We start from the raw sequence: 17,445 nt of genomic DNA on the forward strand, positions 1-17,445 counted from the left end.
ATCGGCAATCTATATATGTCAAGAAAAACGTATCCTTTCAATTTCAAAACATGTTGTCCATTAGAGTTCACTCGCAATTAAAATAGAGAAATAAGAAGCAACCTCAGGAGCCCTTTCCCCTGAGATTGCTTCTTGTTCTATCCGCAAATTCTGTGAGACTTTTTCTTTTCTAAAAATCAATGTACCTTATTGTACATTCGTAGTACAAAGGGCATGAGTTACAGGATTCCCTATGGGATGCACTATCTACAGCCCCAGCTTCTCCATCAGTTCTTCTCTGATCCGATAAGCACTGTATTCCATCGGAATGACATAGTCATCGCCCGGATCGTGGATCGGCCACCATACCTGTGCGTAGAACGGATTTTTCTTTGCAATCTGTCCGTAAGCCCAGCTGTCCTTTAAGCACTCAGGACACCAGTGTCCGCCCTGGAGTACTGCGTTGACAGACATCATGAATTCATGTCCGTCTGCACATCTCCACTTGATCGGGGTATAGATATCCGGCACTTCTTCTGCCAGACATTCGCCTCCGCGGAATTTTGCAGCCGCTTTCAGTTCATCCAGTGTGAGGTCTTCCAGTTTTTTGGATTCATCATATCCATGGTCAAGATAAGTCGGCTCCTCACTCGGATGATGCAGATCATAGCCCTCATCAAATGCCGGGATTGCGGCCTGCTGCTCGCGGGAACCGAAGAATGCCTTGACCCAGTTTTCTTCATTATTTTCGAACATCCAGTAGGTTCCCATTCTCTTGTGCCCGATTCTTATGATGTTTTGCTTCATCTGCTCTGCGGTCGGGAAAGCGGCGCGGATCATTGGGTTTTCTGCCATTCTCCTCATCTCTTCTCTGACACCGCCCCAGTAAGCTTCTGCCGGAATACAGCGGAAATGAAGAATGTTATCCAGATCATCCGCATCTGTATAATAGTGGCCGTGGAAGTTATACTTCGCCATCATTCTGGAATCCTGCATGTCTTTCAGTGCAATTCCAAAAGCTCCCAGACTAATATCCATCAGTTCCCAGGTCGTCATGCGGTATCCTGCTCCACTGGAAAGATTATAGGCTTTGCGCCAGAAGCTTTCCGGAACCCAGTCCTCACAGATATTCGCCATACAGATACCGGATTCAATGGCAGTACTCCACTCCAGTACATTGTTCGGCGGCTGATGAGTCTGAATCGGAAGTTCCCCTGCCGCCTCATTGCTTGGATGCTGTCCGGTCTGACGGATCGATACCCAGTGCTTTAAGCCGCTGTCATACAGAGCCATCTCTGAAAATACTTTTGAAATTCCATAGTAATCAAAGATAGATGGGTTAATCGGGTCACCGACGCGTCCAAAATGAATCGGTTCGGAACGCTGTCCTGTCATCGCAACGGTTGCAACATATGCAAAATGTACGGCATCCGGGTCAGGCTGCTCTTTGATTGCCTTGATAATATTTAATGTGGAGCCAATATTGGTGTATAAAGTCTTCTCCGGGAAATCATCTGCCATCGGTGATACCATTGCGCCAACGTGAAGTACATAATCTGCCCCTGTCACACATTTCAGGATGGTATCATAATCGGCCATATCTCCCCATACGATCTCCAGAGCCGGGCACATATACTTTTTCAGCAGCGCCTTATTCTTCTCAGATGGACGTGCCAGGATTCTTGTCTTAAATCTGCTGCTTCTGGACAGTAACTGCTTCATTGTCTCCTGTCCCATGGTTCCTGTAGCACCTGTCAGGAATACCACTTTCTTCGGTCTGGATGCCTCTGCATGGACTTCCGGCTTATCAAAAGTAATTGCCACATCAAACGCCTCACGGACTGCATCCAGCGCACGTCTTGCCATTCCCGCATCACCTACTGTGAAATATGCGATTCCCGCTTCACGGCACGCTGCCTCCAGATCGTCTGCATTTCTGGAACGGGAACCGATTGCCAGCACTGCATAATCGCATGGATAGGACACGCTCTGTCCGTCTTTCGTTCCGATGACTTCCCCTTCTTTAATCTCAGTTACAGTTACTTCTGTTACCGGAGTAATGCCAAGCTGATAAATACTCTCGGTCACACAGGTCTTGCGGGCGTCTCCCATATCCGCACAGAATTCTTTGAGCATCTCAAGGTCTGTCACCTTGCATCCCTTTTCTGCCAGATATTCTGCCACTTCCATGCCGACCATACCGCCGCCGATCACGACCACGTTACCTTCTGCTTTTGCCTTTCCATCCAGTACGTCATGTGAATTCAGTACAAACGGAAGGCGTGCGCCAGGAATATTCGGGATGATCGGTTCGGAACCGATTGCATTGATCAATGTATGCGGTTTGATCTGGGCAATAAGTTCTGGTGTGACCGACGTATTCATGCGGATGTCCACTCCAAGGTCATGCGCACGTTTTGCCATGCCAAGAACAGCCTCTTTCATCTCTTCTTTTCTCGGCGCCTCTCCTGCTGTCAGGAACTGGCCGCCTAAGGTATCTGTTGCTTCACACAGGATTGGCTCATGACCTCTCTCTTTGAGGATAATGGCTGCTTCCAGTCCGGCAATTCCACCTCCTGCGATCAGTACCGTCTCCGGCTTCTCTGCTTTCACGATCTGGCATTCTTTTTCTCTTCCCACTGCCGGATTCCTCAGACAGGTAATATGCGGACAGTCAATATTTGCAAACCCGTCCAGACATCCCTGGTCACAGCCTACACAGTAATTAATCTCATCCAGACGTCCCTCTTTTGATTTCTTCACAAAATCAGGATCAGCCAGCTGTGCACGTCCCATGACTACCATGTCGACTTTATCTTCTTCCAGAATCTGCTCTGCCAGCTCTGCCGTGTTGATACGTCCTACGCCAACTGTCAGCATTCCAGTCTCTTTACGGATCTTTGCTGCATTTTCAATATTAAATCCTCTCGGAAGGTCGATCGGCGGTACTTCGAATTTATTACCTGCGGAAATCACATTACCACGGGAGACATCGAGCACATCCACGCCCTCTGCCTTTGCAAGCTTACAGAACTCGATCACTTCCTCGATTGTCAGGCCATTTTCCAGATAATCATCATGTGCATCGATTCGCATAAAGACCGGCATTGTCTCCGGAATATTCTTTCTTACGGCACGGATGATCTCAAGCGGGAATCTTGCACGGTTCTCAAAACTTCCTCCGTACTCGTCCGTCCTGTGGTTGATTCCACCGGAAAGGAAGGAGTGAGGGAGGTAATTGTGTGCCATATGGATTTCCACACAATCGAATCCAGCCTGTACTGCGCGTCCGGCTGCCTTTCCATAGCATTCCACTACTTCTGCGATCATTTCCTTTGAAATTCCCGGAATCGTCATCTCTGCGCTCACTGGCATGTCACTTGCAACCAGAATCAGGGCCGTCGGGTCCATTCCTACACAGATGCTTCCCTGCCAGAGCTGTAATCCCGCTTTTCCGCCATTTTCATGGATTGCATCTGTCAGTCTCTTCATTCCAGGAATGTAGCGGTCCTCGGAAATAGAAAGAAAACCTCTCGGAGCACTCGGTGTATGTACACTGCAGACCTCGACAATACTCAAGCCTGTGCCGCCTTTTACGCGTGCTACATGATAATCGATCAGCTGGTCTGTGACATCGCTTCCCTTTCCTGAAAATTTCGTTCCCATTGCGGGAAGAATAATACGGTTTTTAAGTTCCATGTCACGGATTTTGATTGGTGTGAATAGTTTCTGATACATGATTGAACCTCCTTGCTTCCTCTGCATCTATTATATCTGCATTTACTATTCTTATTGTAATGCGTATCGCTTGTGTAGAGTCCATTCGCAGAACCAACAAAAATATCCCTCTATTTTTGTGAAGCATTCACCCCAAAATGCAGATTTATGTTATACTATTTATAGTTTTTATGGAAAATACGTGTTTATCTGCAGCAAAAGTGTTACGTTACGTTCCACTTATGTTCTTGTATGACTGCCTGAAACAGAACTTCAAAAGCATGAAAAGGAGAATTCGGTTATGAGACTTGGAGAGGTTGTAAAATTGACTGGCTTAACAAAAAGAACGATTTATTTTTACATCGGGGAACAATTTCTTACTCCCAGCACCGATCCTGCGAACGGATACTATGATTTTTCCCAGGAAGATGTGGAACGCTTAAAGGTATTAAAACAGCTTCGGAAGGCGGATTTTTCAATCAAAGATATCCATGCCATGCTTAAGCATCCTGCAACCGCATATCTCTACGTGCAGAAACAAATCGAGACGCTTAAAAAGGAACGGGAACTGTTGAACCGGAAAATCGTGGGACTGCAGAATCTCCATGACCGCATGCCGCTTTTGGTTTCTGATGAATCCTTCTCAGATGCAGTTTTCCATGCAGATTTTCCGGATAATTCTGTGCCAGTCATACCGGATGAGGAAAATGATGCCCATCTGATCAGTTTATATTTGTGGGGACCATTTCTGAAAGATATTCCCATGACAGAATACCGTCAGTTCCTCTGGAGTAAGCTGGTCACAGCGGCAGGGAAATCCGACAGTACAGATCTTGAGACATTGAAAGCCCATCTGTATTCCTTATCTGCGGAGGAACTGGATGAACAGTTTACCGAGTGCACCAGACACATCCAGCAGGTAGTTTCTCTGTCGAAAAGCAACATTGAAGAATATGTAGAAAAGGCGAAGGAATACATCAAAAAGATATCAGATAATGAAGCTTTTGCCAAAGAATGGAAAAAGAAATATCACAGCCTGACCCTGCCGACTACCATTTTATATGATTCAGATTTTAATACGCTGGTGGCAGAGCTCAGCCCATGCTTCTCTGCATATTATGATAATATCCATAGATGCTGTGATGATATATACCAGTGGCTTTGCTCAGAGGAAGGCATCCCGGTAAAGGCTGCTTTGCTTAAGAATCTGGATGAGTATCTTGATCTGTGCACGGACCACCATGCACAGATCGGGGCATTGTTTGGGACGGGGATGCGGGAATAGGCCTGTCCGCTTTGACTAAGAATAGGATTACAATTCTACCATTCCCATTGACACAGGTGGCATGCTCTCCTCCAATTGAATTACTGTAAGTCAGATCATTATAATCCAGGATTCCGACCATCCTGCCATGATATCTCACTGTTAGATTATTGATTTCTTTCATCTATAACCTCCTGAATTGATTGATATTCCTTACTTGTAAAAAGTTCTTCAAACGCCCCCTTTTCTCCCAGAATATCCGCTATTTTAATCAGTGAAACAAAAGAAATCTCTCCCGTCTGCTCAAAACGCTTTAAGGATGCAAGGCTGATTCCTGCCCTTTCACTCAACTCCGTCTGTGTCAGTTTTCGCATCTTCCTTTTCTTCTTCTCTTGTAATGCAATGTCCTTTGCAATTTCTTTCGGAAATTTAAGATTGCCAAGCATGTATGCCTCCACTTTTTAAATATATTGCACTAATATTTTATTCTTTTTTATTATTTTCATAACAAAAAGCTAATATTTTATCAGTTTTATCATGTCACGATTTGGGATTTTTTAAGTACTATAACATCTTCAATACATTTAATCTCTAATCTTTTCAGTTATTAGTACATCTTTCAATCATACAAACATGTTCCTTTTTCCTGCTATATGCAATCCCAACCAGTAAAATCTCCTGATATTTCTCCGTTTTCTGTAGATAATTTCGATCCTTTATCTGCCTGATTGCTTCCTCACATGTTCCACCTGATTTTAACTCAAGTATAATTGCCGGAAGTCCTGACTTCCGTGGTCGGAAAAGATAATCGCAGTAACCTTTTCCACTTTTTGCTTCTCTTTCTATATCATAATCTTTTCTTGCATATAGATAGCACAACGTAATTACGCAGGATAATGAATTTTCATCTCCATATTGTAAAAAAGGAATCTCCTGGTCGTGTACATATTCGATCATAGATGCAACCTTCTTTTCATCACATTTTATCGTTGCTTCCAGCATCTCCCTGGAGCGATCTACAATCTCTTTCACTCCGCCCATACTGTCTCTAGATAATACACGTTGAAACTTCTCCATCAGTTCATGATTTGGGATACTGAGGTGGCCATCATAATATGATAAAAAACCATACACTACCATTGCAGACAGTATCTCATCTCTGGTATTCAACTCCAAATCCAGGGCACTGTACCCATGCAGGTCCTCCTCAACAGAAATTCCCGACACCATCTTTACAATATCTTCGCGTACCTCATCAACATTATTTTCAATACAATCTGCAATTTCATTCATCGGTCCTGTTTCTGTCCAGTAATTCAGACAGAGTTTTCTGTTCAATGCTTTTGTTACAGAACGAGGATTAAACAGACTTTTCCCATCACTTGTATAGTAGCCATCATACCAACGTTTCAACTCATCAAACGTAATTCCTTCATTCTTTTCACAGAGTTCTTTTACTTCACCTTCGCTGAATCCAAAAAAATGATCGAAAATGTTATCATTCATAAAATTGAACTCATCAAACATGTTGAGCTCTGAACCACTGGAATACTTGGCAATCGGCAGTACCCCCGTCATATAAGCAAGCTCCACATATGGCTGATCTTTTAAAAGCCCCCGCAAAAATTTCAGAAAATGGACCTTATCTCTGGTGTTTACGAATTCTTCATGAAAAATAGAGTCCCACTCATCTAAGATAAAAATGAAACTATCACCTGTCTCCCAAAGCATCTGGCTGATTCGATCATAAGCCTTACCTCTTGTCTGCGAATATGCTTCTGCCAGATCACTTTTAAGCATTTTCAGAATACTCTCCAAATACTCCTGGTAAGAAGTACAGAAATCAGGCATACGACTGAAATCGATCTGGATAACATTATGTTGATTCAAATGATCCCGGTATTCCTGTGTACATGCTATTTTAAAATCAGCAAACAGCTTATCACTGTCATACCCCTTCGTATAATATGCTCCGAGCATATTTGCATTAATTGTTTTTCCAAATCTTCTTGGTCTTGTCAGACACAAATACTTGCTTTCTGTGCCAATATATTCTGAAACCTTCTTTATCAACAGACTCTTATCCACGTAAGTCTTACTGTTCACTATCTCCTGAAACGTTCTGATTCCAATATCAGTATTCAAAAAATTCATAAGACACCTCCTTGCCTGCTTTTATTATAGACAGAATTTCATATAACAGCAACCTGAATCAATCATTTTTCCACGGTCTCCTGATAAACAAAACACTCTTTAATATGGTCATTCACCATCCCGACTGACTGCATAAAGGAATAGATGATCGTTGTCCCCAGAAATTGAAATCCCATCTTTTTTAGATCCTTACTGATCCGGTCTGAAAGCGGCGTGCTTGCAGGCATGTCTTCAATCTTTTCCCAATGTCCTGTAATCGGAGTATTATCCACATATTTCCAGATAAACTTATCGAAGCTTCCATACTCTTCCTGTACTTTTAAAAACAGCTTTGCATTGTTAACCGCCGCTGTTATCTTCCGGCGGTTTCTGATTATCTTCTCATTGTTCATGAGTTCTTCTATCTTCTCATCGTCATAAAGGGCAACTTTTTCCGGGTCAAACCCATCAAAAGCCTCCCGGAATGCTTCTCTCTTTTTTAAAACCGTAATCCAGGAAAGACCTGCCTGCATGCTTTCCAGAACCAGCATTTCAAAAAGTTCCCGGTCATCATGTGTCGGACGCCCCCATTCATTGTCATGATAGTCTATATAAATCGGTGTGTCCCCCGGCCAGGGGCATCTTTTCTTCTTATCCATATTTAATCATCCTTTTTTAAATTTTCCAGCATGGTACCATGAATACTATAGCGCTGTCCCTTTCTTCGGTACACGAAACTGCTTCGTATCGACTCCCTCCAGACGAAGCAGCGCTTCTTTCTTCTCTATGCCGCCCGCATACCCTGTAAAACTTCCATTGCTTCCAACGACCCGGTGACAGGGAACGATAATGGAAATCGGATTATGTCCTACAGCACCCCCGACTGCCTGAGCGGACATATTACCAAGGCCTTTTTCTTCTGCGATCTTCTTCGCGATATCCCCATAAGTTATGACACTTCCGTATGGGATCTCGCAGAGAATCTTCCAAACTGCCTGTCTGAACTCACTGCCGGCAGGTGCAAGAGGAAGTTCTGAGATATCTGGTCTCTTTCCTGCGAAATACCGGTCAAGCCACTCCTTCGCAGACTCTAAAACAGGAATATCCTCTTTTTCTACAGGTTCTTCCGCCAGACTCCCATAAAAATACTTCTGTCCCTCAAAGTATACTCCTAATAAGCTTGTCCCATCACTTGCAATGGTAATCTCACCAAGTGGTGATAAATAACGCGCTGAATAAATCATTGACACGCTCTCCTTTCACATCCTCTGCACTTGCCCTTACACAGGCGCCTTTTTACGTCCATAGAACATTCGTTCTGTTTTCATTATACAGAAATCTACGACGCTTTGCAATCACAACTTTATCTTTTACTCTTCCGTTTTATTTTCTATTTTTTTACAGTCAAATCAGATATTCGGAATCGACTTCGCTGCTTCCTTGATGAATTTAAAATTTATATTTTTGACATTAATATTAATATTTTTAATTTTTATATTAAATTATTTAATTCAGCTATTGATTTTTTCAATTTGTGTGTTATATTAATACTAAGAACACAAGAAAAGGATGTGATTATATGAATAAAGTTATCAGCCGCTGTCCAATCTGCGATAACGAGCTGACCGTGGTTCGGCTCAAATGCGATTCCTGCGATACAGTCATTGAGAACAACTTCCGACTCAGCAAGTTTGATTACCTTTCCGATGAAGAACTCTATTTTACAGAGACATTTATCCGATGCAGAGGGAATATCAAGGAAGTAGAAAAGGAACTGGGGATCTCCTATCCCACCGTCCGCTCCAAACTGGATGGGGTCATTAAGAAACTGGGATATGAAACAGAATCCGAAGACCAGCGTTCCAAGAAGAAAGAAGAGATCTTAAAAGCCCTGGAGAACGGCGAAATTACTGCCGAACAGGCAATTGCACAGTTAAAGTAGCATTCGAAAAGGAGAATGAATATGGATGAAACAATGAGAATTTTAAAAATGATCGAAGATGGAACCATCACAGCAGAACAAGGAGCAGAACTTATGGCCGCCCTGAATGCAGACGTGCCGGCGCAACAGACTGCCATCGTAAAGACCAGCTATGATAAGAAGATGTTCCGTATCATCGTAGACAGCACCAATGGTGACAAAGTGAACGTCCAGTTTCCAGTCAGCGCAATCAAGAAGATTTTAAAAGTGACCGGAAAGCTGCCTATCCCGGAACAGGATCTTCAGGGAGTGGATCTGCCCGCAATGATGGATGCCATTTCCGAATGTCTGGAAGACGAAATCGACGGAGACTTCGTCAACGTGCAGGCTGCTGATGGGACAACAGTCCGCGTATTTGTAGACAAATAAAGGGAGCATGCTATGAAGATTAAGATCAGAACAAAGGACTTCCGGTTTTCCATGCCTGTCCCTGTTTCCATGGCCGGATTCGTCCTTAAGTTCCTCCCGGAAAGGCTGTTCATTGAGATGAGAACAAATACACCTGAACCCTATGCAGCTCTGGTCACAAGAGAGAACCTGAATATGATTCTTTGGGAATGCATGGATATTATAAAGGAAAACAAAGGTCTGGAAATCGTACATGTGGAGGCTTCTGACGGGACATTTGTGTCGATCCGGTTATAGAACAGAGCGAGAATAAGGGAGAACTGCCGCCGGCACGATCTCCCTTCATTTTATTTTTTCCTATCTATTTTCCACACTGCTTCCATACATTTCCCCCGATGTCCCAATCCAATGCACAAGACCGTTCCATCCAGTCCTGCCGCATAACGCTTCTCTTCTATCTGCTGTAATGCCTCTTCAGCCAATTTTTCGAGATCATAAGATGTATCTTTTGTATACTTAAATTCCATTATCACATGAGGAGAGGCAGGACTTTTGGAACGAAGCAAAATGTCACTTCTTCCATATCCCCATTCCCTGTTACTACTGATTTCATAATCACCAGAAAGTGTAATGCAAATGCCAAGCATCATCATATGGTAACTGTTTTCATCTTTCAAATCATGATAAGATGGCAGAGTTTCTAACAGAACACGGTATTGCGCAATAAACCCCTCTATATCACTATGCCGAAGTGCCCCAAACAAATTACCAAGAGCTCCATCCTGAATCTGTAAGTAATATTCTGTGATTCCGATAAACGCGGACTTTACTTCCTGATTCGGTATCCGCACCTGATAATATCCTGGTTCCAATTCATGCTCAATCGTAATCATTCCCGAATTCAATAAAAGTCCCCACAAAGAAGATGTACTCGGCATTTCATAAAACGAATTTTCAGGCTGAACAGAAGTTGTAAGGGTTCCCGACTCTATCAACTTATCATAATTTCGGTAAAATGATTTATCACATTGAGTCATGGCAGACCGAATCATCTTATTTTCACTTGTATTCACCCAATATGGCTGTAAACTTTTTCTCTGCGCATAGTTAAGAATGGACCATGGATTATAGATCTCTGCTCCCGAAAAAGAATACCCATCATACATGGACTTAACTTTCTCATCCAATTCCATTCCGTAGTAGTCAAGCAGTTTTTCACTCTCAGCCATAGTGAATCCAAAACAGTCTTTGAATTCTGGATCCTTCACAGTACAGACTAAAAGATTATTCAGACCTGAAAAAATATTTTCTTTGGCTACTCTTTGTATCCCTGTAAGCATGGCAAGATACAGAGATTCATTTCCTTCCAAAGCCGATGACAGCATCACAGAAAGTTCACTGTGGACTTCATCATAAAATCCATTTAAATGTGCTTCTAAAAAAGGCGTATCATATTCATCAATCAACATGATTACTGGCTTTTGATAGTAGTGAAACGCTGCTCTGGATAAAAAAGACAACGCATTATCTATTCCTGTCAGGCTGCCTGTATTATAATCTAACAGTTCGCTGAGCGTTTGCTCATAAATCTTCCGGTCAATATGTGACAGCTGATTAAATACAACTGAAAATCTCTGATATTCTGCTAGCAATGCAAGCTTCACCTGTTTAATCAGCAGATTTCTATTTCCCTTTGCATCTTTAAAGGATAAAAAAATAACCGGAAATTGATTCATTTCATTCGCATAGCAAGTCTGCATAATCTCCGTACCTTCAAAAATCGCCTTTGAATCCTTGGTTATATCCAGAAATTCTGCCAGCATTGACATATTTAGAGTCTTTCCAAATCTGCGGGGACGTGTGATCAGGGTTACCTCTGCTTTTCGTTCTAAAAATTCACTTATCATACGTGTCTTATCAACGTAGTAGTAGTTGTTCTCAATAATTTTCCGGTAGTCCTGTATGCCTAATGCGATATCCTTCATAATCTCACCTGCTTCCTGGAATTTGGGATTGCTTTAGATGATTATTGTACCACGAAAACCTAACTCGTAAAAGCCCCCTGTGAACAATTCTCTCTCCCGCAAAACTATAAGAACCCTGTAATGCTATTAAACGAAATGAGCATTACAGGGTTCTTATTTTCTAAACAACTATTGATATGCTACCGTATATCAAAGCATTTATTTACTTACTTTACAAAATCTCTTCCACGCAGCCGATCCAGAATCTCTTACATGCCTTCTTTCAGCACGTTATGATCTCTCAGCAGTTTCTCCACAACGGTTCCCTTCACCAGTCCGATCAATGGCTTTTTCAGTACATTCAGCGGTCCCGGCAGTTCAATCTCAAGCGGAGATTTTCCGTCCATCAGCTTCACAGAGCTGTCGAGCAGCTCACGGACATCATAGACGCTTCCCCATACTTCCGGCACACCTCTGTCCACGCCAAGCAGGCCATAGACTGCCTCCATCGCGGTCCTTACGGAATATTCTGTCGTGAAAACGGTATCTCTCGGTGTATCGGCAAACTGTCCCAGGAATGCGAAGTTCACACATCCATCCGGGATGACATCCGGGCGGTCACCTTTTGTTCTCGGCATGAAGAATGCTGTGATATAAGGCATCATGGTCGGAACGCAGACTGCACTGTGTTCTGCCAGCTCTGGTATCTGTTCGGTCGGAACTCCAATATGATAGAGCCACTCTTCAGTAATTTCTTTTCCGGTGCAGTCTCTCATCGGCTTCTTCACATAGTCGCCTTCCACATCTGTAAATAGACCGTATACCCAAACACAGACCTTCTCCGGGTCCTGCCCCTTGAACTGCGGCTGTCTGTTGATGGTCCAGCTCATGAGCCATCTGGAATCCTTGCAGCTTACGATACCGCCTGTTACCACCTTGCCGCTTCTTGGATCGCGTTTGCAGATGTTGGTAATATAAGGAATAATCTTGTCATCCAGTGTTGTAATTGTCGCAGATTCCCAGTTTGTCTTCGGGATATCGGAACAGAATTTCTCCGGGTGACCGAAGGATGGGTCTTGTTTTGCGATATTTTTCCAGAGATTCCAGCAGCCGCTCGTTCTGACCTCTGCATCACCGTTCGGCGCATGGTTCTGGTCTCCATAAATTGTTCCCTCTGTACAGCTTCCATTTGTGACAAATACAAGGTCATTTTCTGTCAGCAGAATTCCCTTTTCCACGCCTTTTACCTTGCACTCGATCGCTGTTGCCACTTTTTTGCCTTCCTGAATGTCGAAGAGTACATTGGTCACTTCTGTATTGAACTGGAAGTCAACACCTGCTGCCTCCAGGTATCTCTGCATTGGCAGGATCAAGGATTCATACTGATTATATTTCGTAAATTTCAGGGCGCTGAAATCCGGCAGTCCTGCGATATGGTGGATGAATCTCTGGAAATATAACTTCATTTCCAATGCACTGTGCCAGTTTTCAAATGCAAACATGGTCCGCCAGTACAGCCAGAAAGTAGAGTCAAATACTTCCTCGTCGAATACATCTTCTATTTTCTTATCATACAGATCTTCATCTTTTGTCATGAAAAGCTTCATGATCTCCATGCAGCCCTTCTGGCTTAAATTGAACTTTCCGTCCGTGTGTGCATCTTCTCCGCGGTTCACGGTCGCACGGCACAGAGAATAGTTCGGGTCATGCTTATTCAGCCAGTAATATTCATCCAATACAGACACATCCGGCGTCTCGATGGATGGAATACTATGGAACAGATCCCATAAACATTCGAAGTGGTTCTCCATCTCACGTCCGCCGCGCATGATATAGCCGCGGGTTGCGTCAAAAATTCCGTCACATGCTCCGCCTGCGATATCCATTGCCTCTAAAATGTGGATGTGGGAGCCTTCCATCTGCCCGTCACGCACCAGGAAACAAGCTGCTGCCAAAGAAGCCAGGCCGCTTCCTACGATGTAAGCGCTCTTGTCATCCACACCCTCTGGTTTCTCCGGACGTGCGAATGCTTCATAATTGCCATTGGTGTAGTAGATTCCCTTGCTGTTCTTCTCATGTTTGCCGAGTTCTGTATTGCGGTATTCATTTTCACCACTTGAAACCTTCTCTTCTTTCTTCTCTGCTTCCTTATTCTCTTTTGATCTCTTAGCATATAATGCAGCCGCACCTGCACCAACTGCGATTGCAGAAGCAACACCTAATTTTGTTCCCTTTTTTGACATAACCGTGACCGCCTTTCTAAAATTGTTTTTACCTTTTTCCAGGTAAAACAGATTATATACTGTTGTTTTATAAGATGCCCCTTGTGGACTTTCTGTATTCCAATAGACTTTCTCTATTCAAATGGGCTTCTTATCTTTGCTACAGTCACATCATAATCTTTTCTATTTCGGCGTGCAATTTACAAAACAGGAGGTTTGATAAAAAACTTATCAATCCTCCTGCTTTGTAAAGTTATGTATTGAGTTCGTAATATTTCCCTTCAAAGTAGTACTGAGCCGTTCCGTGATTTCCTGATAATCTTCCTTCATCCCCTGCTTGATCCAGTCCAGCATCATCCCCACAAATCCATACTTGTAGAAATCTGCGATGAAGGCTTTCTCTTCCTCCGTAATCTCAAGCCCGGCAGACTTTTCCTCCACCACGCCCATCAGCAGGTTATGGGTCAGCTTAAACAGGTAATTCTCGATCTGCTCTCTGCTCAGCGTATGGTAAACATTCATGATAAAAGGCTTGTTCTCAATCACCGCCTCGAAAATCTGCTCAAGCCCCTCCTGCCAGGTATCGTATGTCTTCTTACCTTGTAAAGCTTTTGTCGCATCCTCCAGGCAGACCCATTCTACCAGGTCATAGATGTCCTTAAAATGGTAGTAGAACGCCATGCGGCTGATGCCGCAGTCGTTCGTTAGGTCGCTGATTGTAATTTTATCGATTGGCTTCTGGAGGAGCAACTTCTTTAAAGATGCCTCCAGGGCGTATTTTGTAGTGTTAGACATGGTATATTCCTTCTTATTTCGTATCTTTCAAAACTTCAATCCTGCAGCTATGTTTTTTATCTACTCTGTTATAACTGATTCCTACAGCATATCTTCAAACCTTTCCATCAACTCCTGATTCGGAATACTCACCCTGCCATTTTCGTAGCTTAAGAACCCATAGACAATCATAGCAGAAAAAATTTCATCCTTCGTCTGCAGATTCATTGAAGTCGCTGCATACTCCTGAATTTTGGCAGGCACAGCAGTACCAGACACCATCAATGCCAAGTCGTCTCTGACATCGTCAACATTATGTTCAATATAATAAAATATCTCGTCATAGGGACCGGCACTTGTCCAATAGTTTTCCAAATGATTATATTGCAATGCCAAAACTACAGAACGTGGATTATAGACCCTCTCTCCTGCAGCCGTATGATATCCGTTATACCAGGTGCGCAGCCCTTCCTGTGTGATTTCCGGTGTCTCGCATATGTTCAGATACCGCCCATGCAGATTCGATACCTCCGCCTCTGTAAATCCAAAATAGTCCGAAAATGCCGGTGATTTTGCCATAGTAAATTCCACAAACATATTCAACTCTGAACCGCTTGAATACTTTGCTATCGGAAGAATTCCTGTCATATATGCAAAGACAACATATGGCATATCCTTTAATAAGTCTCTTAAAAAAGACAAATATTCTCTTTTATCCTCATCAGTCACAAAATCCTGATGAAAAATAAAATCCCACTCATCCAGAATAAAAATAAACTGTGCAGTATCATCTACAGCATAGATCGACATAAGGACATCCCATACAGCATCTGTCTCATTCACTTCTACTTCTGGATATTCATCTTTCAAATCTTTTATCAGAATCCGTTCAATACGGTTAATATACTCCCTATATGAATTACATTGCCGTGGCAGTTTATTAAATGAAATATGGATTACTGAATACTTATTCCGGTATTGGTTATATTTTTCACTTGCAGAAATTTGAAGTCCATTAAAAATATCCTCTGCATCACAGCCTCTGGAAAGGAAAGAGGAGATCATGTTGGCCATAACCGTTTTCCCAAACCGTCTCGGTCTGGTAATGCAGATCTGATTATTTCCCTGCTTAATCAAGGGAAACAATTCCACTAACATAAGTGATTTATCCACGAAATATGGCTGCTTTGTTTCTTTCTTATATAAAGTGTATGCCGTTTTACTATTCAAATAAACGCCCATTGTCTTCCCCTTTTCTTTTTCCACATAATGCAATGCATCCCTTCTTAAAGAAACACACTCCATATTTCAGCACTTCACGATACCCCTCACTCCTCAGTGCCGCCTCATATTCTTTCTCTTCAATCTGCCTGAGTGCCTTATGACACAATTCTTCCATCTCTGAATAATCCCGTGCGGACTTCAATTCCAAAATCACCGCACGTCCACGAAATTTCTGTTCTTTCATGATAATATCTGACCTGCCGCTCTCCCTGTTAGACAGAATCTCATATCTCCCGGAGCTTTTTAACAGTCCTACCAGAAAACCATGATAGTAATTCTCGGCATAATCAAAGAAGCTGATTGACTCCGCCAGCTGTTCGGAAACAAAATCTCCGAAGGCATTACCGTCTCCATTTTCAATTGCAGTAATCAAAGGCGTCATATCCTGCTGCTTTACTCTCTTTTCAAACCATTTCAAAATTGTCTGCCGGTAAATAAAACGCACTTCAATATTCGGTATGGCAAGGGTTAGATAAGTAAATTCTTCTTCTCTTCGTTCGCCCGCCTTTTTCAGATACCCCGTGAAAAACAGAAAATTCCACAGGTTGTCCTGAGATTCGTAAATATCTCCATAAGTAATGTCTTCATGCACAGGCTTTTCTATCGTCTCTCCGGCAACTAAACGTTCGATCTCACTCCTGGTCTCCAGATCAGCTCTTTCCACTAATTCCCGGATGATACTGTTGGAGGAAGTATTGGACCAGTATGGCTCGGGAAATGCATCCGGCTTCATGACCACTGCATCTACATAGTTCAAAATACTCCAAGGATTGTAGATTTCTGTATCTCCAAACAGATAACCGTCATACCATTTCCTGACTTCATCCTGCTTCCTGGACAGGTCATAGTAAGAAAGGATCTCTGTTACCTCTTCCTGTGTAAATCCAAAACTGTCAGAATATCCGCCTGATAGAATAGAGTGGATCTTTAAATTATTCATCCCGGTAAAAATACTTTCTTTGCTGATCCGCAGGCATCCGGTAATCACAGCAAATTCCAAATGAGGATTTGTTTTCAGCACGGATTCAAACAGCGTCCGGATAAAATCACTCATCGTATCATAAAAACCACGAAAATATGCATTTTCAAGTGGTACATCATACTCATCAATCAGAATCACTGTTTTCCTGCCATACTCCTCAGATAAAAGCCGGGACAAAAATGCCAGTGCATCCGCATAATCTGCAAGCTCTCCCTGCCCGGACATGAGCAGCCGGAAACGTTCACAATCTGCTCCCTCTGTCAGCTTTGACAACAGGAAAGCATGTCTCCTGAATTCGTCTGCTATTGTACGCCTTAACATCTGAAATGCCATATCAAAATCGGGCTGCTTGGCAGACTTCAATGACAGATTAATCACTGGATATTTTCCCTGATGTGACAGATATCGTTCTCCACATGTACTGATCTTAAGCCCATTGAAAAGGAAACTGTTATCTGCCGGCGCTCCATCTGTTCCTTTCTCTGCTTCGAAGAAATATCTGAGCATACTTAAATTCAGTGTCTTTCCGAATCTGCGCGGCCTGGTGATCAGATTGACTTTTCCTGCACTATCTAACAGTTCTTTTATCATCAATGTCTTATCTACATAGTATAAATCCTTTTCAATCATCTCCCGGAAATCTTCATATCCGATCGGTATGGCTTTTCTCATTGCAATCCGCCCTTTCTGGTGGTGTTCTTTTATCATTATACCCAGAATATGTGAGCATTGCAATAGAGTGGATATTAGTAGTAATTGCTTAGTTAGCTCCAAGAATGGGCTTTGGCGAATGGCAC

At 42.8% G+C, this 17,445-nt stretch carries 14 protein-coding genes; 4 read left to right on the plus strand and 10 right to left on the minus strand.

The annotated features are described in order from the left end of the window. Positions 1 to 246: 246 nt before the first annotated feature. Positions 247 to 3,717: a bile acid Fe-S flavoenzyme BaiCD gene (gene baiCD / locus HGO97_RS03445; RefSeq protein WP_216239455.1), complete on the minus strand. Its 3,471-nt coding sequence runs from the start codon at positions 3,715 to 3,717 to the stop codon at positions 247 to 249. Between the two features lie 280 nt (positions 3,718 to 3,997). Between baiCD and HGO97_RS03450 the strand changes: the two genes are divergently transcribed. Then, entirely contained in the window at positions 3,998 to 4,981 is a 984-nt protein-coding gene (locus HGO97_RS03450) for a MerR family transcriptional regulator (RefSeq protein WP_216239457.1), read from the plus strand. Positions 4,982 to 5,127: 146 nt separating this feature from the next. Here HGO97_RS03450 and HGO97_RS03455 read toward each other — a convergent pair whose 3' ends face one another. The 4 genes from HGO97_RS03455 to HGO97_RS03470 all read right to left on the minus strand — a co-directional run bounded on the left by HGO97_RS03455 (position 5,128) and on the right by HGO97_RS03470 (position 8,337). After that, the gene (locus tag HGO97_RS03455) at positions 5,128 to 5,406 is read right to left on the minus strand and encodes a helix-turn-helix domain-containing protein (RefSeq protein WP_216239462.1); all 279 of its coding nucleotides are present in this window, start codon (positions 5,404 to 5,406) and stop codon (positions 5,128 to 5,130) included. Positions 5,407 to 5,560: 154 nt separating this feature from the next. Next, positions 5,561 to 7,114: an AAA family ATPase gene (locus HGO97_RS03460; protein ID WP_216239463.1), complete on the minus strand. Its 1,554-nt coding sequence runs from the start codon at positions 7,112 to 7,114 to the stop codon at positions 5,561 to 5,563. A 62-nt stretch (positions 7,115 to 7,176) separates the two neighbouring features. Beyond that, positions 7,177 to 7,752, minus strand: a complete 576-nt coding sequence (locus HGO97_RS03465) for a DNA-3-methyladenine glycosylase I (RefSeq protein WP_216239464.1) — start codon at positions 7,750 to 7,752, stop codon at positions 7,177 to 7,179. A 45-nt stretch (positions 7,753 to 7,797) separates the two neighbouring features. Continuing rightward, on the minus strand, positions 7,798 to 8,337 hold the full coding sequence (locus HGO97_RS03470) for a methylated-DNA--[protein]-cysteine S-methyltransferase (protein ID WP_216239467.1): 540 nt from the start codon (positions 8,335 to 8,337) through the stop codon (positions 7,798 to 7,800). Positions 8,338 to 8,672: 335 nt separating this feature from the next. Here HGO97_RS03470 and HGO97_RS03475 point away from each other — a divergent pair, with 335 nt between their 5' ends. From HGO97_RS03475 to HGO97_RS03485, 3 genes are read left to right on the plus strand one after another with little or no spacing between them, the layout of a single operon-like run. After that, positions 8,673 to 9,035: a DUF2089 domain-containing protein gene (locus tag HGO97_RS03475; protein ID WP_216239469.1), complete on the plus strand. Its 363-nt coding sequence runs from the start codon at positions 8,673 to 8,675 to the stop codon at positions 9,033 to 9,035. A gap of 21 nt (positions 9,036 to 9,056) precedes the next feature. Beyond that, positions 9,057 to 9,443: an SHOCT-like domain-containing protein gene (locus HGO97_RS03480; RefSeq protein WP_216239471.1), complete on the plus strand. Its 387-nt coding sequence runs from the start codon at positions 9,057 to 9,059 to the stop codon at positions 9,441 to 9,443. 12 nt (positions 9,444 to 9,455) lie between these two features. Beyond that, positions 9,456 to 9,719, plus strand: coding sequence for a hypothetical protein (locus HGO97_RS03485; protein WP_216239473.1), 264 nt, complete (start codon positions 9,456 to 9,458; stop codon positions 9,717 to 9,719). A gap of 50 nt (positions 9,720 to 9,769) precedes the next feature. Here HGO97_RS03485 and HGO97_RS03490 read toward each other — a convergent pair whose 3' ends face one another. From HGO97_RS03490 to HGO97_RS03510, 5 genes are all read right to left on the minus strand, one after another. Continuing rightward, on the minus strand, positions 9,770 to 11,407 hold the full coding sequence (locus tag HGO97_RS03490) for an AAA family ATPase (protein WP_216239474.1): 1,638 nt from the start codon (positions 11,405 to 11,407) through the stop codon (positions 9,770 to 9,772). 248 nt (positions 11,408 to 11,655) lie between these two features. Further along, complete coding sequence (locus HGO97_RS03495) at positions 11,656 to 13,629, minus strand: oleate hydratase (protein WP_216239475.1); 1,974 nt, start codon at positions 13,627 to 13,629, stop codon at positions 11,656 to 11,658. Between the two features lie 210 nt (positions 13,630 to 13,839). Continuing rightward, positions 13,840 to 14,403 (minus strand): TetR/AcrR family transcriptional regulator, encoded by a 564-nt coding sequence (locus HGO97_RS03500; RefSeq protein WP_216239476.1) that lies wholly within the window; start codon positions 14,401 to 14,403, stop codon positions 13,840 to 13,842. Positions 14,404 to 14,484: 81 nt separating this feature from the next. Continuing rightward, the gene (locus tag HGO97_RS03505; protein ID WP_330654158.1) at positions 14,485 to 15,687 is read right to left on the minus strand and encodes an AAA family ATPase; all 1,203 of its coding nucleotides are present in this window, start codon (positions 15,685 to 15,687) and stop codon (positions 14,485 to 14,487) included. Beyond that, positions 15,605 to 17,320, minus strand: a complete 1,716-nt coding sequence (locus HGO97_RS03510; RefSeq protein WP_216239484.1) for an AAA family ATPase — start codon at positions 17,318 to 17,320, stop codon at positions 15,605 to 15,607. The genes HGO97_RS03505 and HGO97_RS03510 overlap by 83 nt, the downstream gene beginning before the upstream one ends. Positions 17,321 to 17,445 lie beyond the last annotated feature (125 nt).

This window comes from Faecalicatena faecalis, assembly GCF_012524165.2.
Taxonomy (GTDB): domain Bacteria; phylum Bacillota; class Clostridia; order Lachnospirales; family Lachnospiraceae; genus Faecalicatena_A; species Faecalicatena_A faecalis.